This window comes from Brevundimonas sp. UBA5936, assembly GCA_002430835.1.
GTDB lineage: Bacteria > Pseudomonadota > Alphaproteobacteria > Caulobacterales > Caulobacteraceae > Brevundimonas.
The window spans coordinates 1-23,644 of record DJDA01000134.1 but is presented as its reverse complement, the minus strand read 5'-3'; the positions used below and the strand labels follow the sequence as shown (position 1 = coordinate 23,644).

General features: G+C 67.4%; 27 protein-coding genes. 12 read left to right on the top strand and 15 right to left on the bottom strand.

Going from position 1 to position 23,644, the window contains the following annotated elements:
* Both B2Y21_RS14255 and B2Y21_RS14250 read left to right on the top strand, forming a co-directional pair.
* Window positions 1–982 (top strand): DUF1176 domain-containing protein (locus B2Y21_RS14255; protein ID WP_292060482.1); only part of this gene is annotated, 982 nt, incomplete at its 5' end.
* A gap of 3 nt (window positions 983–985) precedes the next feature.
* Entirely contained in the window at window positions 986–1,549 is a 564-nt protein-coding gene (locus tag B2Y21_RS14250) for a DUF4189 domain-containing protein (protein WP_292060481.1), read from the top strand.
* Between the two features lie 310 nt (window positions 1,550–1,859).
* Here B2Y21_RS14250 and B2Y21_RS14245 read toward each other — a convergent pair whose 3' ends face one another.
* The 8 genes from B2Y21_RS14245 to B2Y21_RS14210 all read right to left on the bottom strand — a co-directional run bounded on the left by B2Y21_RS14245 (window position 1,860) and on the right by B2Y21_RS14210 (window position 9,402).
* Window positions 1,860–3,656: a DUF885 domain-containing protein gene (locus tag B2Y21_RS14245; RefSeq protein WP_292060480.1), complete on the bottom strand. Its 1,797-nt coding sequence runs from the start codon at window positions 3,654–3,656 to the stop codon at window positions 1,860–1,862.
* A gap of 94 nt (window positions 3,657–3,750) precedes the next feature.
* A complete protein-coding gene (locus B2Y21_RS14240; RefSeq protein WP_292060479.1) occupies window positions 3,751–5,574 on the bottom strand; it encodes a DUF885 domain-containing protein in 1,824 nt (607 codons plus the stop codon).
* A gap of 112 nt (window positions 5,575–5,686) precedes the next feature.
* Complete coding sequence (locus B2Y21_RS14235; RefSeq protein ID WP_289648059.1) at window positions 5,687–5,914, bottom strand: hypothetical protein; 228 nt, start codon at window positions 5,912–5,914, stop codon at window positions 5,687–5,689.
* Window positions 5,915–5,919: 5 nt separating this feature from the next.
* Complete coding sequence (fghA, locus tag B2Y21_RS14230; RefSeq protein WP_292060478.1) at window positions 5,920–6,753, bottom strand: S-formylglutathione hydrolase; 834 nt, start codon at window positions 6,751–6,753, stop codon at window positions 5,920–5,922.
* A gap of 19 nt (window positions 6,754–6,772) precedes the next feature.
* Complete coding sequence (locus tag B2Y21_RS14225) at window positions 6,773–7,324, bottom strand: hypothetical protein (protein ID WP_292060477.1); 552 nt, start codon at window positions 7,322–7,324, stop codon at window positions 6,773–6,775.
* Between the two features lie 11 nt (window positions 7,325–7,335).
* The gene (locus B2Y21_RS14220; protein ID WP_292060476.1) at window positions 7,336–7,722 is read right to left on the bottom strand and encodes a VOC family protein; all 387 of its coding nucleotides are present in this window, start codon (window positions 7,720–7,722) and stop codon (window positions 7,336–7,338) included.
* 92 nt (window positions 7,723–7,814) lie between these two features.
* Window positions 7,815–8,279, bottom strand: a complete 465-nt coding sequence (locus B2Y21_RS14215; RefSeq protein ID WP_292060475.1) for a GFA family protein — start codon at window positions 8,277–8,279, stop codon at window positions 7,815–7,817.
* A 16-nt stretch (window positions 8,280–8,295) separates the two neighbouring features.
* On the bottom strand, window positions 8,296–9,402 hold the full coding sequence (locus B2Y21_RS14210; protein ID WP_076223638.1) for an S-(hydroxymethyl)glutathione dehydrogenase/class III alcohol dehydrogenase: 1,107 nt from the start codon (window positions 9,400–9,402) through the stop codon (window positions 8,296–8,298).
* A 174-nt stretch (window positions 9,403–9,576) separates the two neighbouring features.
* Between B2Y21_RS14210 and B2Y21_RS14205 the strand changes: the two genes are divergently transcribed.
* Genes B2Y21_RS14205 through B2Y21_RS14195 form a run of 3 tightly spaced genes read left to right on the top strand, consistent with a single transcriptional unit; the run spans window position 9,577 to window position 11,565 of the window.
* Entirely contained in the window at window positions 9,577–10,470 is an 894-nt protein-coding gene (locus B2Y21_RS14205; RefSeq protein ID WP_292060474.1) for a LysR family transcriptional regulator, read from the top strand.
* Between the two features lie 4 nt (window positions 10,471–10,474).
* Window positions 10,475–10,867, top strand: a complete 393-nt coding sequence (locus B2Y21_RS14200) for a hypothetical protein (protein ID WP_292060473.1) — start codon at window positions 10,475–10,477, stop codon at window positions 10,865–10,867.
* Window positions 10,864–11,565, top strand: a complete 702-nt coding sequence (locus B2Y21_RS14195; protein WP_292060472.1) for an NAD-dependent deacylase — start codon at window positions 10,864–10,866, stop codon at window positions 11,563–11,565. Before B2Y21_RS14200 ends, B2Y21_RS14195 begins: the two co-directional genes overlap by 4 nt.
* A gap of 143 nt (window positions 11,566–11,708) precedes the next feature.
* On the opposite strand, the gene B2Y21_RS14190 is transcribed toward B2Y21_RS14195, so the two are convergent.
* The 3 genes from B2Y21_RS14190 to B2Y21_RS14180 form a co-directional block, all read right to left on the bottom strand.
* A complete protein-coding gene (locus B2Y21_RS14190; protein WP_292060471.1) occupies window positions 11,709–12,032 on the bottom strand; it encodes a YnfA family protein in 324 nt (107 codons plus the stop codon).
* A 165-nt stretch (window positions 12,033–12,197) separates the two neighbouring features.
* On the bottom strand, window positions 12,198–12,983 hold the full coding sequence (locus B2Y21_RS14185) for an RNA methyltransferase (RefSeq protein WP_292060470.1): 786 nt from the start codon (window positions 12,981–12,983) through the stop codon (window positions 12,198–12,200).
* Between the two features lie 39 nt (window positions 12,984–13,022).
* On the bottom strand, window positions 13,023–14,054 hold the full coding sequence (locus tag B2Y21_RS14180; RefSeq protein WP_292060469.1) for a S1/P1 Nuclease: 1,032 nt from the start codon (window positions 14,052–14,054) through the stop codon (window positions 13,023–13,025).
* A gap of 394 nt (window positions 14,055–14,448) precedes the next feature.
* Here B2Y21_RS14180 and B2Y21_RS14175 point away from each other — a divergent pair, with 394 nt between their 5' ends.
* Window positions 14,449–15,012, top strand: coding sequence for a 3D domain-containing protein (locus tag B2Y21_RS14175; RefSeq protein ID WP_040346148.1), 564 nt, complete (start codon window positions 14,449–14,451; stop codon window positions 15,010–15,012).
* Window positions 15,013–15,087: 75 nt separating this feature from the next.
* Here the strand turns inward: B2Y21_RS14175 and B2Y21_RS14170 are convergent, their stop codons facing one another.
* Together B2Y21_RS14170 and B2Y21_RS14165 are read right to left on the bottom strand one after the other, a co-directional pair.
* Window positions 15,088–15,408 (bottom strand): Mpo1-like protein, encoded by a 321-nt coding sequence (locus B2Y21_RS14170; protein WP_292060468.1) that lies wholly within the window; start codon window positions 15,406–15,408, stop codon window positions 15,088–15,090.
* Window positions 15,409–15,583: 175 nt separating this feature from the next.
* Entirely contained in the window at window positions 15,584–17,581 is a 1,998-nt protein-coding gene (locus tag B2Y21_RS14165) for a DEAD/DEAH box helicase (RefSeq protein ID WP_292060467.1), read from the bottom strand.
* Between the two features lie 184 nt (window positions 17,582–17,765).
* Between B2Y21_RS14165 and B2Y21_RS14160 the strand changes: the two genes are divergently transcribed.
* Both B2Y21_RS14160 and B2Y21_RS14155 read left to right on the top strand, forming a co-directional pair.
* Window positions 17,766–18,626 (top strand): restriction endonuclease, encoded by an 861-nt coding sequence (locus B2Y21_RS14160; protein ID WP_292060466.1) that lies wholly within the window; start codon window positions 17,766–17,768, stop codon window positions 18,624–18,626.
* Between the two features lie 97 nt (window positions 18,627–18,723).
* Window positions 18,724–18,936, top strand: coding sequence for a flagellar hook protein FlgE (locus tag B2Y21_RS14155; RefSeq protein WP_292060465.1), 213 nt, complete (start codon window positions 18,724–18,726; stop codon window positions 18,934–18,936).
* Between the two features lie 10 nt (window positions 18,937–18,946).
* On the opposite strand, the gene B2Y21_RS14150 is transcribed toward B2Y21_RS14155, so the two are convergent.
* Window positions 18,947–19,636, bottom strand: coding sequence for a winged helix-turn-helix transcriptional regulator (locus B2Y21_RS14150; protein WP_292060464.1), 690 nt, complete (start codon window positions 19,634–19,636; stop codon window positions 18,947–18,949).
* A 93-nt stretch (window positions 19,637–19,729) separates the two neighbouring features.
* Between B2Y21_RS14150 and B2Y21_RS14145 the strand changes: the two genes are divergently transcribed.
* The 4 genes from B2Y21_RS14145 (at window position 19,730) to B2Y21_RS14130 (ending at window position 21,634) form a co-directional block, all read left to right on the top strand.
* The gene (locus B2Y21_RS14145) at window positions 19,730–20,173 is read left to right on the top strand and encodes a VOC family protein (RefSeq protein ID WP_292060463.1); all 444 of its coding nucleotides are present in this window, start codon (window positions 19,730–19,732) and stop codon (window positions 20,171–20,173) included.
* Between the two features lie 3 nt (window positions 20,174–20,176).
* Window positions 20,177–20,653, top strand: coding sequence for an SRPBCC family protein (locus B2Y21_RS14140; RefSeq protein ID WP_292060462.1), 477 nt, complete (start codon window positions 20,177–20,179; stop codon window positions 20,651–20,653).
* Window positions 20,650–21,141 (top strand): VOC family protein, encoded by a 492-nt coding sequence (locus B2Y21_RS14135; protein ID WP_292060461.1) that lies wholly within the window; start codon window positions 20,650–20,652, stop codon window positions 21,139–21,141. The genes B2Y21_RS14140 and B2Y21_RS14135 overlap by 4 nt, the downstream gene beginning before the upstream one ends.
* Window positions 21,142–21,280: 139 nt before the next feature.
* The gene (locus tag B2Y21_RS14130) at window positions 21,281–21,634 is read left to right on the top strand and encodes a DUF1428 domain-containing protein (RefSeq protein WP_292060460.1); all 354 of its coding nucleotides are present in this window, start codon (window positions 21,281–21,283) and stop codon (window positions 21,632–21,634) included.
* A gap of 102 nt (window positions 21,635–21,736) precedes the next feature.
* Here the strand turns inward: B2Y21_RS14130 and rpoD are convergent.
* Window positions 21,737–23,644 (bottom strand): RNA polymerase sigma factor RpoD (rpoD, locus tag B2Y21_RS14125; RefSeq protein ID WP_292060459.1); only part of this gene is annotated, 1,908 nt, incomplete at its 5' end.

The following is a 23,644-nucleotide window of genomic DNA, read 5'->3' as shown; positions in this document are numbered from 1 at the left end:
TCAGACCGCGGCCGCCAACCCGCCCAGCGTGACGCGCGAGTTCCGCGACTGGACAGCCACCTGCGACAACACCAACCACTGCGTCGCCTTCGGACCGGGCGAGAATGAGATGGGCTTCGTCCTCGTCTCGCTCGCCCCCGGCCCTGAGGCGCGGCCCGTCGTCCACATGGGCGGCTGGGGCCTGGAGGACGGCGAAGGCTCCGTCTACGCCGAGATCGACGGCCATCGCCATGCGGGCCAGAACGCCAAGATGGACGAGGAAGGCGACGTCATCGCCTTCAACACGCCCTCGGCCCAGTTGATGAACGGCCTGGGCAATGGCGCCGCCATGTCGATCCGACGCGGCGACAAGCAGATCAAGGTCAGCCTGGGCGGGGCCGCCGCCGCCTTCCTATGGATCGACGAGCGTCAAGGACGGCTGGGCACGACCACCGCCCTGATCCGTCGCGGCGACCGCCCGGCCTCCAGCGTCCCCGCCGCCCCGGCCGCGCCGCGCGTGACCGTGGCCGCCGCCGTGTCCCAGAACGGCCTGGTGCAGGACGACCTGTCGCCGGCGCTGCTGGCCCACCCCAAGGTCAAGGAATGCCTGGCCACGAGCCGCAAGGGCGAGCGGTTCGAGCCGGACGTCGAGGTCGCCCGCCTAGCCTCCGACAAGCTGCTGTGGAGCGTGCCGTGCGGCGAGGGCGCCTACAACTTCACCCAGGTCTATTTCATCACCCCGGCGGACGGGACCGCGCCCCAGCCGGTCGCCTTCCCCACGGCCACGGGCAGCCACGACGAACTGGTCAACAGCCGCTATGACCCCAAGAGCCGCACCCTGTTCGCCTTCGGGCGCGGGCGCGGCATCGGCGACTGCGGCCGCATGGGCGTCTGGGCCTGGACCGGCGAAAGCTTCGCCCTTCTGGACGAGAAAAACATGCCGAGCTGCACCGCCATACCTCAAGATCTGTGGCCGACCACCTGGCGCGCGATCGAGGGTTAAGTCATGAGATTCAATACTGTTTTAGGCGCCGCCGCCCTGGGGTTTGCCCTCATGGCGGGGCTGCCGCCCAACGAGGCTTCGGCCCAGACCCAATGCCCGGTCGGCACGGCGACCGGGTCGGCGACCTGCGCCCCGGACGCCCCCCAGGGCGTGGACACCAGCACCATGGGCTATCGCGAGCGCGTCGAGGGCCTGGGGGCCTTTGCGTTCAACACCGACACCGGCGCGGTCTATCCCTATGTCCTGCAGGGCCACAACATAGAAGCGGCCATGTTCAACGCCATGCGCAAGTGCGAGCAGCCGGACCATGCCTGGGGCGTCAGCATGCGCGCGCCGACCGAGCCTGACGCCAACTGCGCGCCGGTGGCGTCCTGGCGCAACGCCTGTTCGGCCGTGGCCTCCGGCCAGATCGACGGCTTGACCCGCTTTTTCTCTACGCCGGCGCGCAACGCCCGCACGGCCCGCGCCAACGCCCTCAGCCAGTGTCAGGCCAGCGGCGGCGCCGACTGCGCCATGGCCCACGACGCCGTCTGCACCTCGCGCTCCACCCGCACCACCCGCTATTGACGACCGCCCCTAGGCATCGACCGGGCCAATAAAAAAGGCTGTCTTCACGTTAAGTGTTGGCGAACTAGCGGCCTCACGCGCGTTGTTTCTTCTGCCCGTCATCCTCGCCCTTGTGGCGAGGATCCAGAACCTCGACGTGCGCCTTGGTTTAAGCAGATCGTTTAAAATGGCTTTGGCTGCGTGTCTGGATCCTCGCCACAAGGGCGAGGATGACGCAGCTGTAAGCGAGGACGCCGACACTCAACGTCAATTCAGCCATAAAAAAGGGCCGGAGGATCAACCTCCGGCCCTTCCTGTTTCTAGGAAGCGCTTAGGCGCGCATCCGCCCTTCCAGCACCGCCAGCGGCAGGGAGCCGCTGCCCAGCACCTTGTCGTGGAAGGCGCGCAGGTCGAAGCCGGGCTTGGCTTCCGCCTCCTTGCGCAGGCGCGCGATGACCGTGTGGCCGACCTTGTAGGAACAGGCCTGGCCCGGCCAGACCGAGTAGCGGTTGATCTCGCTGTTCGAGGCGTCCAGCGGCTTGGCGCCCGAAGCCGCCATATAGTCGACCGCCTGCTCGCGGCTCCAACGTTCGGAGTGGATGCCGGTGTCGACCACCAGACGCACAGCCCGGAACAGATAGGACATCAGGAAGCCCACCCGGCCCAGCGGATCGGTGGCGTAGGCGTCCAGATCGTCCGCCGCGACCGCCTCGGCGTACAGGGCCCAGCCTTCGTTATAGGCCGAGAAGCCGCCCGCGCGGCGCCATTGCGGCAGTTCGCCCGACTCGCGTTGCAGCGCCACCTGCAGGTGGTGGCCCGGCGAGGCCTCGTGATAGGTCAGGGTCGGCAGGGCGAACTTCGGCCAATTCCCGCTGTCGCGCAGATTGATGTAGTAGGCGCCCGGACGCGAGCCATCCAGCGGCGGCCCCTGATAGTAGCCGCCCGGCGCGCCCGACTGGATCGACACCGGCACGCGGCGCACCTCGACGTGGGTCTTGGGCAGGCGGCCGAAGACGGCGGGCAGTTTCGGCTCCAGCGCGGCGACCTGTTCGTTCAGCCACTTCAGCAGCTCTTCCTTGCCCGCGTCGGTGTTGGGGAACAGTTGCGCCGGATCCTTGTTCAGGGCCTGAACCCGCTCGCCGACCGTGCCCTGGGTCATGCCCTGCGACTTCAGGATGCCGTCGATCTCGGCGGTGATCTCGGCCACCTGCTCGCGGCCCATGGCGTGGATCTCCTTGGCCGAGAGCGTGGTCGTCGTGTTCGACTTCAGCCCGGCGGCGTAGAAGGCCTCGCCGTCCGGCAGGCGCCACACGCCCGCGTCGTGCACGGCGTCGGGGCGGATCTTCTCCAGCGCCTCGATCTGACGGGCCAGGGCGGGCTTGATCTTCTGATCGACCAGGGCGACGGCGCGTGCGTCGTAACCCGACAGGTTCAGCGCCCCAGCCTTGCGGGCCAGCGACTTGATCATGGACATGTCGGCGGCCGAGGTATCGCGCAGGGTGCGGATCTGCGGCAGCATCCGGTCGATGATGAAGTCCGGCGGAATGACGCCCAGCCCGGCGTCCTCGCGGATCTTGGCCGTCTCGCCGTCCAGCACGCCGGCGAAGGCGTCCAGGCGCGACAGGAAGGCGTCAGCGCCCGCCGCATCCTCGATGCGGTGCTGGTTGTCCATGAAGTCCGGCATGGAGAAATAGCCGCCCGACAGCTGGGTCACGACATAGGGAGACGGGCGGCCCGGCCCGGCGCCGTAGTCGAAGCGCGCCGTCTCGGCCGAGGTCTGACGTCCGAAGGCGGCGATGGCGTAGTTCAGCGCCCCGGCCTCGGACAGGCCCGTCTGGTCGAAGGCGCGCAGTTCGGCCCAGCGACCGACCGCCTTGTCGCGATCCTTGCGGATGGCGTCCGGCCCGGCTTCGCTCAGCTTGGACGACAGGCCCGCGCGGGCGCCCTTGTCCAGGCCCAGGTTGGTGGCGCGCTCGGGCGCCTCGTCGATGTCGGCCTCGAACCAGCCGTCCAGCAGGGCGTTCAGGCGCGTATCGGCGTCCGACACGGCCGCGGCGGCTTGCGCCAGCGAAGGCGCGGCGACAGCGGTTGCGGCGGCGGTCAGAAGAAGGCGGCGGCGGTCGATCATTCGGATATTCCCCCAACGGAGCCGCGCCGCGCCGGACGCCGCTCCCAAAGCTTACTGAAATGACGGACCGGCGCGCCCGTATGAGGTCCAGCCGTCAGGCCGGGGTCCAGGCGTTCATGGTCCGCTCCAGAACCGTCAGCGGCACGCCGCCCAGGCTCAGGCCGGTGTCATGGAAGCCCTTGATGTCGAAACGCGATCCCAGACGCTTCTTGGCGTCCTCGCGCAGGCGCACCCAGGTGGTATGGCCGACCTTGTAGCTGGACGCCTGACCCGGCCAGACGCAGTAGCGCTCGACCTCGGTGGCGATGCTGGATTCCTGATCGCCCAGGGTATCGACCATGTAGCGGATGCCCTGTTCGCGGCTCCAGCGCTTGTGGTGCAGACCCGAGTCCACGACCAGCCGCGCGGCGCGGAACATCAAGGATTGCAGGTAGCCGATCTGGCCGAAGGGGTCGTTCTCATAGGCGCCGATCTCGTCCGCCAACTGCTCCGAATACAGGCCCCAGCCCTCGGAATAGGCCGAGAAGCCCATGACCTTCATCAGCAACGGGGTGTCCGGCTGCTCCATCTGCAGGGCGATCTGGAAGTGATGGCCCGGCACCGCCTCGTGATAGGTCAGGGTCGGCAGGGTCCACTTGGGCCACTCCGCCGTGTCGCGCAGATTGATGTAGTAGGCGCCCGGACGCGACCCATCCAGGGCAGGCGCCATGTAGTAGCCGCCCGGCGCCCCGGCCTCGATGGCCTTGGGCACGCGACGAATGTCGCACGGCGACTTGGGCAGGCGGCCGAAATAGTCCGGCATGCGGGCCTGCATGGCCGCCATCTGGACGTTCAGCTCCTTCAGCAGCTCTTCCTTGGCTTCATCCGTGTTTGGATAGACGAAGCGCGGATCCTTGCCGAGGGCGGCGATGCGCTGGCCGACCGTGCCTTGCGTCAACCCTTGCGCCTTCAGCAGGCCGTCGGCGCGGGCCGAGATCTCGGCCACCTGATCCAGCCCCATCTGATGCACCTCGTCCGGCGTCATCGCAGAGGTGGTGTAGTTCTTCAGCCCATAGCGATAGTAGGCCTCGCCGTCCGGCAGACGCCACACGCCGCCGTCGTGCGTCGCGCCCGCGCGCACCGCCTTCAGGGCGTCGGCCTGGCGCTGGATGGCCGGATAGACCTCTCGCGTCAGGATCGTCTGCGCCCGCGCGGCCCAGTCGCCGGGGATGTTCTTCTCGGCCGTGCGGCGGGCGATCGACTGGCTCATGGCCGAGTCGGCCACGGCCGTGCCGGTGATGGCGCCCATCTGCGTCAGGGTGCGGTCGATGACGAAATCCGGCGGCACGGCCCCGGCGGCGTAGTCGATCCGCATCCGCTCGCGTTCGTCGTCCAGACTGCGGGCGAAGTCCGACAGGCGCGACAGATAGGCCTCGGCGTCATCCGCCGCCTCGATGCGGTGCTGGCTGTCGAGGAAGTCCGGGATCTGCTGGTACGAGCCGCCCAGTTGGCTGACCGTATAGGGCGAGGGGAACATCCCGCCGCCATAGGGGAAGGCGTAGCCCTCCTTCACCGTCTCGCCGAAGAAGGTCAGGGAGTCGTGATAGATCTGCTCCTTGGCCGGCAGGGCGTTGCGGTCGATGGCCGCCATGTCCTTCATGGCGGCGACGAACTTGACCTTGTCGGCCTCGACCTTGGCCTGGCTGCGGTCGCTCAGCTTGAAGCGGGCGTCGGCGTGTTCGCCCCGGTCCATGCCCAGCATGGTCAGGGATTCCGGGTCCGTCAGGAGCATCTCCTGCGCGATCCGATTCATCAGGGCGTTGAAGTCGGCCGAGGCGGTCTGCGCCGCAGCGCCGTGGGCGAGGGCGCGAACCGGGCCGACAGCGGCCAGCGCTCCCCCCGCGGCGACCGACATCAACAGGCGGCGGCGATCCATCATGAGCTTCCTCCCAAAAGCGATGGGCCGGGATGCTAGCGAAGCGATGGCCGCCCGCAAGGCTTGATCGTCGCCTTGCGGATTAAGTCTGCGTCATTCGTGGTTCAGCGCGTCCTCAGCGCTGCACATGGGCCTTGATGCAGTCGCGCACGGCGCGCTTCAGATCGCCGGGCGCGTTCGGCTCGTCCACGCCCTCGGCGGCGAAGACGGCGCGCATGGCGGCGTCCAAGCCCTTGGGCAGGGCGTCGATCACCTTCTTCTGCCCCTTTTCATGCAGGCAGAAGCCGACCTGGTTACACAAGTCGGCGAACATGGCGTCGAAATCGGGGGCGGCGTTGGTCATCACACTCAGGCTTTCAGCCGCTTGGCGTGGAAGGCCACATGGTCGTCCACGAAGCTGGCCATGAAGAAGTAGGAATGGTCATAGCCCGGCTGCATGCGCAGGGTCAGCCCCTGTCCGACCTTTTGCGCCGCCGCCTTCAGAAGTTCCGGCTTCAGCTGATCGGTCAGGAAGGAATCCGCGTCGCCCTGATCCACCAGGATGTCGTCGAACACGCCCTTGGCCGCCCCGCCTTCGATCAGCAGGGCCGCGTCATGTTTCGCCCATTCCGCCCGGTCCTCGCCCAGATAGGCGGTGAAGGCCTTCTCACCCCACGGACACCGCGTCGGCGAGGAAATCGGCGCAAAGGCCGACACCGACCGGAACAGTTCGGGATGCCGTAGGGCCAGCGTCAGCGCCCCATGCCCGCCCATCGAATGACCGAAGACGGAGCGCGTCTTCGTCGTCGGGAACTCAGCGTCGATCAGCTCGATCAGTTCGCCCGTGACATAGGTCTCCATGCGGAAATGCGGCGCCCACGGGCCTTGCGTCGCATCGACATAGAAGCCCGCGCCCTGCCCCAGATCATAGGCGGCGTCGTCGGCCACGCCTTCCCCGCGCGGCGAGGTGTCCGGCGCGACGATGATGACGCCGTGTTCGGCGGCGGCCTTATAGGCCCCGGCCTTGGTGGTGAAGTTGTCCTCGGTGCAGGTCAGACCCGACAGCCAGATCAGGACCGGGAACGGGCCTTCGCCGGCCGGAACGAAAACCGACAGCGTCATGGGCGTGCCCGTCGTCGCGCTGTCGTGCTTCAGATAGCGCAGCGTCCCGCCGTGAACGACGTGGCTCTTGACCGTTTCCATCAACTCGAACTCCTGAAGATCAGTCCGGCCAGACCCTGGCCATGAAGGCGTCATCGAGGACGCCGCCATCCTTGGAAAAATGCGCGTACCAGTCGCGCGGGATCGGGGCGACCGCCCCCTGGGGCTGCGCGCCGCCGCCCCAGGCGTCGAACTGCAGGCCGACCAGGATCGGCCCCTCGCGCACCGACGGCGCCGGAACCGCCCCGGCGGCGGCGGTGATCGCCGCGACGACCTCCGGCTTCATCGACGGCTCTCCGCTGACGACGAAGGCCCTGGATCGTTCGCCCGGCTTGACCATCAGCAACAGCATGCCCGAGGCGCCGGGCTGCGAAGGCTGCGCCTTTGCTGCAGCGGCCACAGCCTCATCGACGGTCTTCAGATAGGGAGACAGGTCGGCGACCTCGACCCTCTGCTTCATGACCGGGTCGGGCAGGTAGAGCACCACCTTCTTCTGGACCCAGGCCTCGGCAGGCGCCGCAGCGGGCGCATCCGCCCCGCCCGGCGTGCAGGCGGCGAGCGCCGTGACGGCCAGAACGGCCATGATCGACGCAGTCGCCGCCTTCATCTTCATCGCCTCAATCCTCAGCCCGGCCGGTGAACGGCGCAGATCTTGTTGCCCGACGGATCGCGCAGATAGGCCAGGTGCATCGCGCCGAAAGGCGTGTTGCGCGGCCCGGCCGGATCCTCGATCGCCACGCCACCCGCCGCAACCCCGGCCTCGGCGAAGGCGACGACCGCCTCGGGGCTGCTGGCGAAGAAGCCGATGGTCCCGCCGTTGGCGTGGCACGCCGCCTGGCCGTCGCGCGGCTTGACCACGCCCAGCATCCCGCGCGGGGTCATGTACCAGACCCCCGGCATGGGCGCGTCGCTGGGCGTGCCCGGCTGGTGGCCCAGAGCCCCCAGAACGGCGTCATAGAATTTGTGCGAGGCTTCGAGGTCGTTGGCCCCGACAGTGACGTGCGTAAACATGGTGATCCTCCCAGATCCGCCCGATCATAGCGCCGGGCGCGGCAAGCTAAGCCGACAAGGTTTCGTTTGGCAACGAACTTTGCTGCACCTGCTCAGTCGGGCCGCGCGCCCTCGCGGGCGTAGCCGCCCATCAACTCGGCGTAATCCTCGGGCGGCGGGAACTCAGGATAGCCGAGCTTGGCCCCCGACTGAGCGCCGGGCAGACGCTCCGTCGTCCAGGTGTCGGCGTAGGGAACGAACCACGCCCCGTCGTCCAGCAGGCTGGGCCTCAGGTTGACGAACTGCCCCCCGGCGATGCCGCGCGTGAACAGCCAGGTCTTGCACGACGGACAGAAGTGATGCTCCGGCACGGGATTGCGCAGGCCGCCGATCTCCGTCTCGCCCTCGACCGTCAGCCCCGCGCTGGGCAGCATCAGGCTCAGGGAATAGGCGCCGCCCGTCAGCTTCTGACAGGCGCGGCAATGACAGGCCGCCGCGAAGACCGGCGCCTGGACGACCTGAACTTTCACCTGCCCGCAGAGGCAGGCCCCCGTCCACGGCAGTTTCCAGTCGCCCATGGCTGAATCCCTCTCGTTAGAAGACGATGACCGAACGAATGCTCTTGCCTTCATGCATCAAATCGAAGGCCTCGTTAATCCGCTCCAGCGGCAGGGTGTGGGTGATCATCGGGTCGATCTCGATCTTGCCGTCCATGTACCAGTCGACGATCTTGGGCGTGTCGGTGCGGCCGCGCGCCCCGCCGAAGGCCGAGCCCTTCCAGACGCGGCCCGTGACCAGCTGGAACGGACGGGTGGCGATCTCCTTGCCCGCCTCGGCCACGCCGATGATGACGCTCTCGCCCCAGCCGCGGTGACAGGCTTCCAGCGCCTGACGCATGACCACGGTGTTGCCGGTGCAGTCGAAGGTGTAGTCGGCGCCGCCCCCGGTCAGCTCGACCAGATGGGCCACCACGTCCGACACGTCCTTGGGATTGACGAAGTGGGTCATGCCGAAGCGACGGCCCCATTCCTCCTTGTCGCCGTTGATGTCGACGCCGATGATCATGTCGGCCCCGACCATCTTCAGCCCCTGGATGACGTTCAGGCCGATGCCGCCCAGACCGAAGACCACGGCGTTGGCGCCCGGCTCGACCTTGGCCGTGTTGACCACCGCACCCACGCCCGTCGTCACGCCGCACCCGACGTAGCAGGCCTTGTCGAAGGGCGCGTCCTTGCGGATTTTCGCCACCGCGATCTCGGGCAGGACCGTATAGTTCGAGAAGGTCGAGCAGCCCATGTAGTGGTGAAGGGTCTGACCCTTGTAGGAAAAGCGCGAGGTGCCGTCCGGCATCAGTCCCTTGCCCTGCGTGCCCCGGATCGAGGTGCACAGGTTGGTCTTGCGGCTCAGGCACGACTTACACTGGCGGCATTCCGGCGTGTACAGCGGGATGACGTGATCGCCGACCGCAAGACTGGTTACGCCCGGCCCCACCTCGACCACCACGCCCGCGCCTTCGTGGCCCAGGATCGAGGGGAAGAGACCCTCGCTGTCCAGACCGTCCAGCGTATAGGCGTCGGTGTGGCACACGCCCGTCGCCTTGATCTCGATCAGCACCTCGCCCGCGCGCGGACCTTCCAGATCGACCTCGACGATCTCGAGCGGGCGTTTGGCTTCGAACGCGACGGCGGCGCGGGTTTTCATGATGAGTGGTCCTTCGGACGTCCCTAACGCTCGCGACACGGTCGCTCGCTGCTTCAGGGACATGAGGTGGGCGGGTGATTTGGCGACCTTACTACGCCGCGCCGCGCTTGGCCGAAACGGCGACAACCGCAAAACATTATTGCTGTTGAGCAATAATCCTGATCCAACGTCCCCATGAGCCGCTGGGACGGGATCGACGAATTCACCGCTGTCGCCGAACAGGCCAGCTTCTCGGCCGCCGCCCGGCGCCTAGGCCTGTCGACCTCGGCCGTCAGCCGCGAAATCGCCCGGCTGGAGGATCGGCTGCAAACGCGCCTCCTCCACCGCACCACCCGCCGGGTCGAACTGACCGACGCAGGCCGCGACTTCCTCGCCCGTTGCCGCCGCCTGATCGACGAACGCGACGAGGCCCTGGCGGCCGTCCAGCCGGACGACCAGGCCCCGCGCGGCCTGCTGCGCATGACCTGTTCCGTCTCCTATGGCGAGCGGTTCATCGCGCCCGCCGTCAACGCCTTCGCGCGCCAGAACCCCGAACTGAGGATCGAGCTCGACCTCGACAATCGCCTGCGCGATCTGGTCGGCGACGGCTATGATCTGGCGGTGCGGTTCGGCCATCTGACCGACTCCCGACTGATGGCGCGGCGGCTGGCGTCACGGCGGCTGATCCTGTGCGCCAGCCCCGACTATCTGGCCCGCCGCGGCGCGCCCCGCGACCTGTCCGAGATCGCCAGCCACGACGGCCTGATCGGCTCGGCCGAACACTGGCGCTTCACCGAGGCAGGGCGCGAAGTAACGCTTCGCCCCACCGGCCGCTGGCGCTGCAACTCCGGCGCGGCGGTGCTGGACGCCGCCCTGCAGGGCCTCGGCCTGTGCCAACTGCCCGACTTCTACGTGGCCGAGGCCCTGTCGTCGGGCGCCCTCGTCTCCCTGCTGGACGAGGCCCGCCCGCCCGACGAAGGCGTCTGGGCCGTCCACCCCCACCCCCGCCACGTCCCGCCCAAGGTCCGCGCCATGATCGACTGGCTGCACGATCGTCTGTCCGCGCCGGGCGTTCGAAATCAGGGCTAGACTGATGGTGATGAAGAGCCTGAGTCCCGCCTATCTGAAACTCCGCCGTCGAGTGGACGCCCTGCTGTCAAACCCCGCACAGCATATTGAGGTCGGCCCTTTGTATATTCGACGAAATGATCTGATAGCCGCCATTCCTTTCGCGGCGTTCGCCCCACTCATTCTTTTTCATCTTCTCGTCATCCCTCTACCATGGACAGCTTGGCTGCTGGCCCTCCCGTGGGCTGCGACGTCAGGGATCTTCCTAGGATGGCGGGCCTGGCGGTTGATCCGGGCCGACAGCATCAAGTCCGCGCGCGACTATGATCGGCGCGCCAAATTCCTGTTGCCGCCTGAGTACGCTGCCTCAGAAAGCCTGCTGGCGCACCAGCGACGCAAGCGGAGATCCAAGCGATGAACCTCGTCATCCTGACCGGCGCCGGCGTCTCGGCCGAGAGCGGCGTGCCGACCTTCCGCGCCTCGGACGGCCTGTGGGAGGGACATCGCGTCGAGGCCGTCGCCACGCCCGAAGGCTTCGCCGCCGACCCGACCCTGGTGCAGGACTTCTACAACCAGCGACGGCGACAGTTGGCGAACGTCCACCCCAACGCCGCGCACCGGGCGCTGGCCGATCTGGCGGCCCGGTGGACGGGCGATTTCCTGCTGGTGACGCAGAACGTCGACGACCTGCACGACCGCGCGCACGCGAACGTCCCGCCCACGCCGGGCTTCGAGCTGATCCACATGCACGGCGAACTGAAGAAGGCGCGCTGCACCGCCTCGGGCGTCGTCTGCGACTGGCATGATGATCTTGAGCCCGCCCACGCCTCGCCCCATCACCCGCACGGAACCTTGCGCCCACACATCGTCTGGTTCGGCGAAATCCCGCTGGAGATGGAACGGATCGAGGCGGCGCTGGCGCGCTGCGATCTGTTCGTCTCCATCGGCACCTCGGGCGCGGTCTATCCGGCGGCGGGCTTCGTCCAGCTGGCGCGCATGGCCGGCGCGCGGACGGTGGAGATCAATCTGGAGCCGACGCAGGGCGCGGGCCTGTTCGACGAGGGCGTCTACGGCCCCGCCAGCGAGACCGTGCCCGCCTTCTTCGGCGCGCTGTAGCCCCCTCTCCCAACTGCCGTCACCCTCGGGCTTGACCCGAGGGTCCAGCAGCGCCGACGCCTCCCGCCCTCGCCCTGCGCCTCACACGTCCAGGACGCTGAATCCTCGGGTCAAGCCCGAGGATGACGGCGGATAAAAGAACCCTACCCCCTCGGCCCGAACAGGATGATCGCCGCGCCGACCAGGCAGACCGCCCCGCCGATGACGTCCCAGCGGTCCGGTGGCGTCTTTTCGACCAACGCCATCCACGCCAGCGACGCCACGATATAGACCCCGCCATAGGCCGCGAACGCCCGCCCCGCCGTCTCGGCCGGAACCAGCGCCAGCAGCCACGCAAAAGCGACCAGACACAATACGCCCGGCGCCAGCCACCACGGCGAGCGATCCAGCTTCAGCCAGGCCCAGAAGGCGAAACAGCCGCCGATCTCGGCGAGGGCGGCGAGAGGATAGACGAGGGCGAGTTTCATGCGGCTCCTTCAGAAAAGGGCTACGCGCTTCACCCCCGCTCATCCCGGCGGACGCCGGGAGCCAGTACTTTGGCTTCGAAGCGCTACGCCTGATGGTTGAGGGTTGAGTCTGGCGCTCCCACTGGATCCCGGCGTCCGCCGGGATGAGCGGATTGAGAGGTAAGCCTACTCCCCCTTCTTCGCCGCCTCGGCCCGTTCCGCCGCCAGCTTGGCCAGCACGCGGCCGCGGCCCTTGGCCAGGGCGTGAATGGCGCCGCGCATGGTGGCGACTTCCTGCTCGGTGAAGGCGGCGCGGCCCAGCATGACGCGCAGGTTCTGGCTCATCGAGCGCTTCTTCTCCGGCGGATAGAAGAAGCCGCCGTTGTCCAGCTCCGCCTCCAGATGCTCGTACATGCCCAGCAAGAGGTCGTTCGACGCGGGCGGCTCGCCCTCGCGGAAGCGCGGCGGCGGGGCGTCCAGGATCAGGGTGCGCCACTCATAGGCGTTGATCGCCACCGCCTGCGCCAGGTTCAGCGAGTGGTGCTTGGGATCGATCGGAATGGTGGTGATCCCGGCGCACAGGGCGATGTCGCCCGTCTCCAGCCCCGCCCGCTCGCCGCCGAACAGCAGGCCGGTCTTCAGCCCCGACGCCGTGTCGTCGTACAGGATGCGCGCGCTCTCACGCGGAGTGCGCACCGGCTGGCGCGTCTCGCGCGGGCGGGCGGTGGTGGCGAAGACGGTGTTCAGGTCGGCGATGGCCTCGGCCACGCTGTCGAACACCTTGACCCCGTCCAGCACCCAGTCGGCGCCGGACGCCGTGGCCCAGGCGCGCTCCTGGGGCCAGCCGTCGCGCGGGCTGACCAGCCGCAGTTCCGAAAGGCCAAAATTGGCCATGACACGGGCGACCGCGCCGATGTTGTCGGCCATCTGGGACTTGTCGAGGACGACGACGGGAGGGGTGAGTTCAGTCATCCGCCTCCCCTACCCCCGCGCGCCGCCCGGCGAAAGACGTCAGTCCTCGCCGACCATCGAGGTCCACGGATCGTCGCGGCCCGCCTCGACCTCGGCGACCTTGACCGCCGGCCAACCGATGCTGCTGTTCGCCGACACGCGCCAGGCCGCCGACACGAAGTCGCGCAGCTCCGAGGCCCCGGCCGCCAGCCGCTCATTGACGAAGACGGCGCCGCGCGGGTCCGTGTCCTTGAACGCGCCCGCCTTCTCCATCCGATAGAAGGGGATCACCGTCGTCAGGGTGGCGTTCAGGTGCGAGGCCGTGCGCGCGCGCAGGTCGAAGCCTTCGACGTTCATGGGCGCCATGGCCGCCTCGACCGCATCCAGACGCAGGGTGCGGCTGGTGAAGGCGCCCTCGAAATCGCCGTGGGTGCGGCGCGACTTGGTGAAGCCCTCGGGATTGGTCTCGCCCGCCCAGCCGTTGAAGTGGATGGTCGTGTGGTGCGGCTGGGACGCATCGCCGACGAAGTGGCTCAGCACGCCGATGTCGCGCAGGATCAACTGCTCGCGGCGTTCGCGGTCGGCGCGATACCAGGCCTGCTTGGCCAGATCCGGCTCGCGCGCCTCGGCGGCGGTCAGCACGCGCCAATAGGCGAAGTCACGCTCCAGATTCTGCCAGGCGTCCATGATGGCGTAGGGCAGGTATCCGGCCTTATCCACGTCCAGACCGGCGCGGGTCAGGGCGGCGTCGTATTCCGACTTCAGGCGCGGCAGGTCGGCCATGGTCATGCCCCGCGCATCCATCACCCGGCCCTGATCGTCCATGTCGACGAAGTGGGCGGTGTCGCGCTCGCGGTCATGCGGCTGACCCGCGCCCTTCCAGCGGTCCGGCTCGCGCGAATATTCGCCGACGTCAGACGCGGCCCCGGCCGTGCGCAGGAAGGCCGGCAGATCGCCCGGCAGGGCCCGCATGGCCGCCACGCCGATCACCCGGTGGCCCGAACTGCCCCAGGCCTCGACCTGAACGGCGGGCGCCGCGACCAGCATCAGGGCGGCGGCGGAAATCATCAGGCGTTTGACTTGTCGGTTCATGAGACGGCGCCGTGGGAAATTTCAGAAGGGGAAACGACGGCTTATCTCATTCCCGCGCCCGCCTCCACCCGCCGATCACGTCAGCCATAACGCCGATCACGCCGTCGTTATCTTGGCGCCTCGGCCAGCTTTTCTTGCCAATAAAGTGTTAGCGCACACGATCAAGACGTTAACGGCGAAGAGACGCGCATCAGTATAGAACTGAAATTCGGTCAATACTGATATCATATAGTCTCGATAGTCTGAGACAGATGCGCGATAGACTGGCCCCATTTGCGCCTTATCCACTACCGATACAGCGACTGATCTCATTCGCCGCAATTGCGCCGCAATTCGTCGTCAGAAACCGCCCTGCCGGAGCGTGTCGGGACCGGTGCTGCATGAAGTTTGATCGATGTTGAGCACGGCCGCCGCGCTTGCCATGTTGTGGACCATGGCCTTCTCCGGGTCCGGAGAGCCTGTCCCTTACGAAACGGCCGTCGCCCGCGACGCCGCTGTCGTAGAAGCCGCCGCGACGGCCCCCGGTTCCATCGATTCCGCCGAAACGGCGGACCTGTCGGCTGAACAGCTCGAGCTGATGGCCGGCGATCCCGACTGGCGCGCCTCGGCCCGCCTCTATCATGCCGGCGGCGGCGGAGCGACCGGCAACGATTCCCTGGGCTGCCGCCCGATTCCGATGCGCACGGTCGCGGTCGACCCGCGCGTCATCCCGCGCCGCACCAAGCTGTTCATCCGCGAGACGGTCGGCCTGCAGATGGCCGACGGCACGGTGCACGACGGCTACTGGTACGCCTCCGACACCGGCGGCGCGATCAAGGGCGCCAAGATCGACCTCTACACCGGCCACGGCCGCGCCTCGATGCGCCCGGCCATGAGCCTGAACATGAAGACCCTGACTATCGCCGACGCGGGCGACTTCGACGGCTGCCCTCCGGCGTGGGAAACGGCCTCGAACTGAGGCCTTTCAGCCTGACGACAAAAAGGGCGGCCGGATCGAACCGGCCGCCCTTTTTCGTTGGGCCTCAGCCCGCCTTCAGAACTTCCGCCTGCCGCTGACCGTCTCGAAGAACAGGCGGAAGTCGCCCATCAGGCTCCACAGCGGATATTTGAACGTCGCGGGCCGGTTCTTCTCGAAGAAGAAATGCCCCACCCAGGCGAAGCCGTAGCCGACCAGCGGCATGGCCAGCAGCCACCAGGGGTTCAGGGTGAAGCAGAAGGCGACGAAGGCCACAATCACCAACCCCGTCCCGACCACATGGATGCGGCGGCACGTCCGATTGGAGTGCTCATGGATGTAATAGGGGTAGAAGGCCTCGAACGAGGCGTACCGCCCTTGGGGTTGCTCGATGCTCATGGCCCCAGCCTGCCCCCGGATCGCGCCGGGGGCAAGTCGCGCGTCCCCGACCACACCGCTCATCCCCGCGGAGGCGGGGACCCAGTGCTTTGGCCGAAAGCGCGCGGATAGCCACTCTGAACGATGAGCGTGAAGCTCTTACTGGGTCCCCGCCTCCGCGGGGATGAGCGGGTGTTTAAGCCCGCTTGCCCTTCGGCCCCTTGGCGAAGGGTTTGCCACCGCCCTTAAAGTCCGGCTTGCCCTTGAAGCCCGCCTTGGGCGTGAAGGGCTTCTTGTCGCCCTTGTCCTTGAAGCCGGGCTTCTTGTTGAAACCGCCCTCGCCCGGCGCCGCATCCGTGCGGGGCGCATAGGGCTTCTTCTTGAAGGAACGTTCGCCATCCGCGCTGCGGCCTGCGTCGCCGTCCGGGCTCCACGGCTTCTTCTTGAACGGCGGGCGGCCCTGGCCGTCCTCGTCGCGGCGGAAGGGCTTCTTGGCGTAGGGGCGGGCCTCGCCGTCGCGCTCGAAGTTACGGTTGCGCGCGCCCTTCATCGAACCGGGCGTCGGCGCCTCGGACGGGGTGATGCGGGCCTCTTCCTTGCTCTGGGCCGCCGCCGCGCGGAAGGCGTCGGCGTGGGTCAGGGCGACCTCGAAGCGCGTCTCTTCGGGGAAGGTGCGGATCGAGCCGATCTGCTGCTTGGTGATGCCGCCGATGCGGCAGATCAGCGGGATCAGCCATTTGGGATCGGCGTTGCGGTTGCGGCCGATGTCCAGACGGAACCAGCTGACTTCGTCCGGCTGCAGGCGGTCGCCCGGCCACGGCGCGGGGGCGTAGTCGTCGCCGCCCGCCGCATCACGTTCGCGGCGCGGCTTGCGCTGCGGGCCTTCGCCCGGATCGGTCAGGTCTTCCGGCGCGGGCAGGTTCTTGCGCAGCAGCACCAGCAGGGCGCGGGCCAGATCGTCCGGCGTGCGCTCCTTGACCAGCTTTTCGACCAGACCCGCGTCCTCGTCCGCGCCTTCCTCGGCGAAGACGGGGGCGGCCAGCAGGCGCTGCTCGTCCTGAGCGCGGATTTCATCGGCGGTCGGGGCGCCGGACCAGACGGCCTCGACCCCGGCCGAGCCCAGCAGCATCTCGGCCTTGCGGCGACGGCTGTGCGGGACCAGCAGGACCGAGATCCCCTTCTTGCCCGCGCGGCCAGTGCGGCCCGAACGGTGCAGCATAGTCGCCTTGTTGATCGGCAGTTCGGCGTGGATCACCAAGCCCAGGTCGGGCAGGTCCAGACCGCGCGCGGCCACGTCGGTGGCGACGCAGACGCGGGCGCGGCGATCGCGCAGCGCCTGCAGCGCCTCATTACGCTCGCGCTGGCCCATCTCGCCGGACAGGGCGACCGAGGCGAAACCGCGCTCGACCAGCGAGGCCTGCAGGTGACGCACCGAATCCCGCGTCGAGCAGAAGACCAGCACCCCCGGCGCCTCGAAATAGCGCAGCACGTTGACCACGGCGCGCTCGATCTCGTTCGGCGCGATCCGCATGGCGCGGTATTCGATGTCGTTGTGCGGCTGGCTGCGGTCGACAGTGTCGATGCGCACCGCGTCCTTCTGATAGCGCTTGGCCATGATCGCGATGTCGCGGGCGATGGTGGCCGAGAACAGCAGGGTGCGGCGCTCTTCGGGCGCCTGATCGAGGATGTATTCCAGATCCTCGCGGAAGCCCATGTCCAGCATTTCGTCGGCTTCATCCAGCACGACGACGCGAGCGGCCGACAGGTCCAGCGCCCCGCGATCGATATGGTCCTTCAGACGGCCCGGCGTGCCGACGACGACGTGGGCGCCGTGGTTCAGGGCGCGGGCTTCCTTGCGGGCGTCCATGCCGCCGACGCAGGTGACGATCTTGGCGCCCGCCTCGGCGTACAGCCATTCCAGCTCAGCCGCGACCTGCAGCGCCAGTTCGCGCGTCGGGGCGATGGCCAGCATCAGCGGCGTGTCCGCCTGGCCGAACCGCTCGTCCTCGCCCAGCAGGGTCGGCGCCGCCGCCAGGCCGAAGGCCACCGTCTTGCCCGATCCGGTCTGGGCGGAGACCAGCAGGTCCGCCTCGCCATGGCCTTCCAGGACAGCGGCCTGAACCGGCGTCGGTTCAAGGTAGCCCTTGTTCAGCAGGGCGCGGTCAAGCGCGGGATGGATCGCGGGAAAGGGCATGAAAGGCCTGGAGTTCAGATGCTGGTAAAGCAGATGTAGGGCGACCGTCAAACGGCCGCGCCCGGCGAGGCTTCGCAGCCTGCCGGGCGTCGGGGAAGGCGCTCCCTATACACGAATAAGGGCCGGGGTGGGGCCGAATCGATCTACCCGTTTCAAAAATCAACAATCCACCAAAATACTTGAGATGACCTCGTCGCTTTCGGATGCGCCTCCTTTTGAAGCCTTCATGCAGCCGATTGTTGATCGGCTTAAGGCCCATGGGCGTTCGTTGACCAATGCCGAAATGCTTGAAGATATTTCCGAGCACATGGGCCTTTCCGACGAGATTCTGAATCTCAGACACGGCAAGTGGAACCAACTGGTCGTCGATCAGCGCCTTGGCTTCGCACGAAGCTGGCTCAAGCTTGGCGGGGCTGTAACCAATAGCCAAAGAGGCGTCTGGAGCCTGACTCCGGCAGGCGCCGCCATGACGGCGTCCGAGATCGCAGCCATCCCCAAACAGGTGCAGAAGGGCTATGCCGCGCAGCGTGCGAACGCGGTCACGGAAAAGCTCGACCCGCCTCAGGTGCTGCAGGAAGCCGCACAGGAGGACTGGAAGGATCAGCTTCTTTCCGTCTTGCTCCAGTTGGAGCCCTCCGCGTTCGAGCGGCTTTGCCAGCGCCTCTTGCGTGAATCCGGCTTCACCCGCGTCGAAGTGACCGGCAAAACCGGCGATGGCGGCATAGACGGGACCGGCGTCCTGCGCATGAACCTGCTGTCGTTTCAGGTCATTTTTCAGTGCAAACGCTGGCAGGGGTCCGTCGGCGCATCAACGGTCCGCGACTTCAGGGGCGCTATGGTCGGCCGCGCTGACAAGGGCCTGATCATCACGACCGGCACATTCACAAGCGAAGCCCGAAGAGAAGCGACCCGCGACGGCGCTCCCGCAATCGACTTGGTAGACGGCGACACGCTCTGCGACCTGTTGAAGGAGCGCAGCCTTGGCGTATCCGTCCGCATGGTTGAGGAAGTCACAGTCGACGGCTCGGCCTTCAGCGCCATTTAGAAAGAAGACCGCCGTTCACCACGTCCGTTGATCGGGCGTTGACCACGCAGGGGCGATGCTGGCCGGGTTCAGACCTCCGTCCGTCGAAGGATCATCCATGATCTCGCCGCTCAGCACCGCCGCCGCCGGGATGCAGGCCGCCTCGGCCCGGCTGGAGGACAGCGCCCGCCGCGTCGCCACGGGCCGCATGGACGACTACGCCGTCGAGGCGGTCGAGCAGATCCGCGCCAAGAGCGAGTTCTCGGCCAACGCCGCCGTCGCCCGAACAACGGATGAGATGACGGGAACCCTGCTGGATATTCTGGTCTAGGCCCTAGCCGTTACCCGGCCTTTTCCGGCAGGTGGAAGAAGTCGACGAACCGCGCGAACGTCGCCCGGTCGCCCTCGATCGTCATCGCCCCCTCGCCTTCCAGCCCCTCCAGCGGAACCTTGCCGTAGACGGCGGCGGCCACGACCTGGGCCGGCGCGCGCACCACGACGTCGCAGCCCTCGACCTCGCCGCGCATGGCGTCGATGATGCCGCCCGCCACGCTTACGACCATACGGTCCTCGCCCAGCGCAAAGCCCAGCCGCATCTCGGCGCCCTGCGCGCGCGCGGGATCGAACATGGTCTTGAACGACTGCATGATGGAGACGGCGCTGATCGGCAGGGTCGGGTCGTGCTGGGGCGAGCGCGCGGCCCAGCGGCCCAGCACCATGAAGACCGGCTCGATCTCATAGCCCCAGTCGGTCAGCTCATAGACCTGGACCGAGGCGGGCGGCGGCAGCTTGCGGCGCCGGACGACGCCCGAGGCCTCCAGCCCCTCCAGCCGCTGGGTCAGCACGTTGGCCGAGAGGCCGCACAGGTCTTTTCGCAGGTCGCTGAAACGCCGCGGCCCCATCATGAGTTCTCTGATGACCAGCAAGGCCCACCGCTCGCCCACCAGGTCCAGCCCGTGCGCCGCCCCGCAGGCGTCGTGATAGCGCCGGGATCGGGATTCGGACTTAGTAGTTACTTTTTCTAACTTCATGGTTGACTAACATAACATCAAGGCGCAGAACGACCAACATCATAGGGCAGGCCGTCCGGGGAGGGAGGGCCGCGCAAGGGAGGACCACCGCCGATGCCCAAGCTGATCTTCATCAACCTGCCCGTCGCCGACCTGGCGCGCTCCGTCGCCTTCTATGAGGCGGTCGGCGCGACCATGAACCCGCTGTTCTCGGACGAGACGGCGGCCTGCATGGTCTTTTCCGACACCATCCACGCCATGCTGCTGACGCATGAGAAGTGGGCGACCTTCACCGACCGCGCCATTCCGGACGCGCACAAGACGGCCCAGGTGCTGATCTGCGTTTCGGAGGACAGCCGCGACGGCGTCGACGCCGTGGTCGATCGCGCCGCCGCCGCCGGCGGCCAGGCCGATCTCAACGCCAAACAGGACTACGGCTTCATGTACGGCCGCAGCTACGCCGACCCCGACGGCCACATCTGGGAGGTCATGTGGATGGACCCGGAAGCCGCCGCCCAGGGGCCTGAGGCCTTCGCCTCCCAGGTCGGCGGGGGCTGAACGATGAGCGCGCTGTACGAACTCAGCGTCAGCCGCTTCATCAAGGCCTCGCCCGAGACGGTGTGGCGGGCCTGGACCCGGCACGCGACCGAATGGTTCACCCCGCGCCCGTGGAGCACGGTGTCGGTCGACCACGACCTGCGTCCCGGCGGCCGCGCCGACGTCGTCATGCAGTCGCCCGAGGGCGAGCGGCATGAGTATCGCGGCGTGGTGCTGGAGGTCGATCCGGGCCGCCGTCTGGTGACGACCGGCGCCTTCACCGAAGGCTGGATCCCGCAGCCGGGCGAGATGAACTTCGTCCGCATCGACACCTTCGAGCCCGAAGGCGACGGCACGCGCTACACCGCCCGCGCCCGCCACTGGGACGAAAAGGCCATGCAGGCCCACCGCGACATGGGTTTCGAGCCCGGCTGGGGCGCCGCCGCCGACCAACTGGCCCAGGTCGCCGAAAACCTCACCCCGCAGGAGAGCGCGCCATGAGCGACAAGATCATTCCCTGTATCTGGTACGACCTCGGCCAGGCGAAGAAGGCGGCCGAGTTCTACGTCTCGCTGGGCCTGCCCGACAGCCGCATCGAACGCGTCGTCGCCAGCCCCGCCGACAATCCGTCGAGCCCCGAAGGATCCGAACTAGTGGTCGAGTTCACCCTGGCCGGCCGCCGTTACGTCGGGCTGAACGGCGGTCCGAACTTCCCCCAGACCGAGGCCGTGTCGTTCATGATCATGACCGACGACCAGGCCGAGACCGACCGCCTGTGGAACGCCATCGTCGGAAACGGCGGGGCCGAGAGCGCCTGCGGCTGGTGCAAGGACCGCTGGGGCGTGAACTGGCAGATCACCCCGCGCCGCCTGATGGCCTTCTATGACGATCCCAACCCGGCCCGCGCCAAGGCCGCCTTCGAGGCGATGATGACGATGCACAAGATCGACATCGCCGCCATCGAGGCCGCTGCTGACAGGATCGGGTAGGCCGCCAAGCTAAGCCGTCCGACCTGTCGCTTTCGACCAAGACGACGACCCCGCCCGCCCCGACGATCCGCCCTGCCCCTCAAACAGCGAGCCGCCACGCGGCGAGCGATAGGGGGCCAACCCCCAAAGGAGAACCACGATGAGCTACGTCACAGGCTTCCTGACCCCCGTGAAGGCCGAGAACAAGGAGCGGTATGTTGAATCCGCCCGCAAATCCTGGCCCCTGTTCAAAGGCTATGGCGCCACCGCCCAGATCGAGAACTGGGGCGTCGACGTGCCGGATGGAAAGCTGACCAGCTTCCCCATGGCGGTGAAGCTGGAGGACGGCGAGGTCGTCGTCTTCTCCTGGCTGATCTGGCCCGACAAGAAGACCGCCGACGACGCCTGGGCCAAGATGCAGGACGACCCCGCCATGGCGAACATGGACATGCCCTTCGACGGCAAGCGCATGATGTGGGGCGGCTTCGAAACCGTCTTCGACGAGAAGCAGTAAAACCTCGCCCAAAGCCCTCCCCCTCGATGGGGGAAGGAAGACCGCGTCAATAAAAAAGGGCGGCCCCGTCGGAGCCGCCCTTTTCCAATCATTTCACCCGGATCAGCTGTCCAGGAAGCTCCGCAGCTTCCGCGACCGCGAGGGGTGCTTCAGCTTGCGCAGGGCCTTGGCCTCGATCTGACGGATGCGTTCGCGCGTGACCGAGAACTGCTGACCGACCTCTTCCAGAGTGTGGTCGGTGTTCATGCCGATGCCAAAACGCATCCGCAGGACGCGCTCCTCGCGCGGGGTCAGCGAGGCCAGCACGCGGGTCGTGGTTTCGCGCAGGTTCGACTGGATCGCCGCGTCGATCGGCAGGATGGCGTTCTTGTCCTCGATGAAGTCGCCCAGGTGGCTGTCTTCCTCGTCGCCGATCGGGGTTTCCAGCGAGATCGGCTCCTTGGCGATCTTCAGCACCTTGCGGACCTTCTCCAGCGGCATGGCCAGACGCTCGGCCAGCTCTTCCGGGGTCGCCTCGCGGCCGATCTCGTGCAGCATCTGGCGCTGGGTGCGGACGATCTTGTTGATCGTCTCGATCATGTGCACCGGAATACGGATGGTGCGCGCCTGGTCGGCGATCGAGCGGGTGATGGCCTGACGGATCCACCAGGTGGCGTAGGTCGAGAACTTGTAGCCGCGACGGTACTCGAACTTGTCGACCGCCTTCATCAGGCCGATGTTGCCTTCCTGGATCAGGTCCAGGAACTGCAGGCCGCGGTTGGTGTATTTCTTGGCGATGGAGATGACCAGGCGCAGGTTGGCCTCGACCATCTCCTTCTTGGCCTGACGGGCCTCGCGCTCGCCCTTCTGGACCATCTGCACGATGCGGCGATAGTCGTCGATCGGCACGCCGGCCTCGGTGGCGACGCTGGCGATATGGGTGCGGATAGCGTCGATCTGAGCGGCTTCGTTCTCGCTGAACTTGGTCCAGCGGACGCCCATCTCCTTGATGCGCTCAGCCCAGTTCGGATCCATTTCCGAACCGAAATAGGCCTTGAGGAACTCGGGACGCGAAATGCCGTAGCCGTCGGCCAGACGCAGCAGGCGGCCTTCCTGGCCGATCAGGCGCTTGTTGATGGCGTACAACTGCTCGACCAGCGCCTCGATGCGGGCGTTGTTCAGCTTCATCGTCTTCAGGCGGTCCGAGATGGACGCCGTCAGGGATTCATAGGTCTTCTGGTCCTTGGCGGTCAGGACTTCGCCCTTCAGGCGCGCCTCGACCAGCTTGTCCTGCAGCTTGCGGAACTCGCCGAAGTCGACGGCGATGGCGTCCAGCACCTCCATGACGCCGTCGCGCAGCTCGGCTTCCAGGGCCGAGATCGACATGGCGCCGCCGTCGTCGAAGTCCTCGTCGTCATCCTCTTCGCCGTCGCCGTCCGGCTCGCCGGTCGGCTGGGCCGGGGCGGGCTGGTTGTGCGGCAGGGACGAGGGATTCAGGATGCCGTAGGTGGCGTCCAGGTCGATCACTTCGCGCAGCAGAATGCGGTTGTTGGCCAGTTCCTCGCGCCAGACCATGATGGCCTCGAAGGTCAGGGCGCTTTCGCAGAGCCCTGAGATCATGGCGTCGCGGCCGGCCTCGATGCGCTTGGCGATGGCGATTTCGCCCTCGCGGCTCAGCAGCTCGACCGTGCCCATTTCGCGCAGATACATCCGCACCGGGTCGTCGGTGCGGTCATAGGCGGCCTTGGCGGGCGCTTCGGCGACCGAGGTCTCGGCGGCGGCGGCCACGTCGGTGCCGGTCGCCTCGGCGGCGTCCTCTTCGGCTTCGACGACGTTGACGCCCATCTCCGACAGCATGGCCAGAATGTCTTCAATCTGGTCCGGCGTGACTTCTTCGGACGGCAGAACCTTGTTCAGCTCCTCCATCGTCACATAGCCGCGCGTCTTCGCCTGGCGGATGAATTTCTTCACCCCGGCGTCGGTGAGATCGAGCAGGGGCCCGTCGGCGTTGGTTTCGGCGTCCTGCGTCTC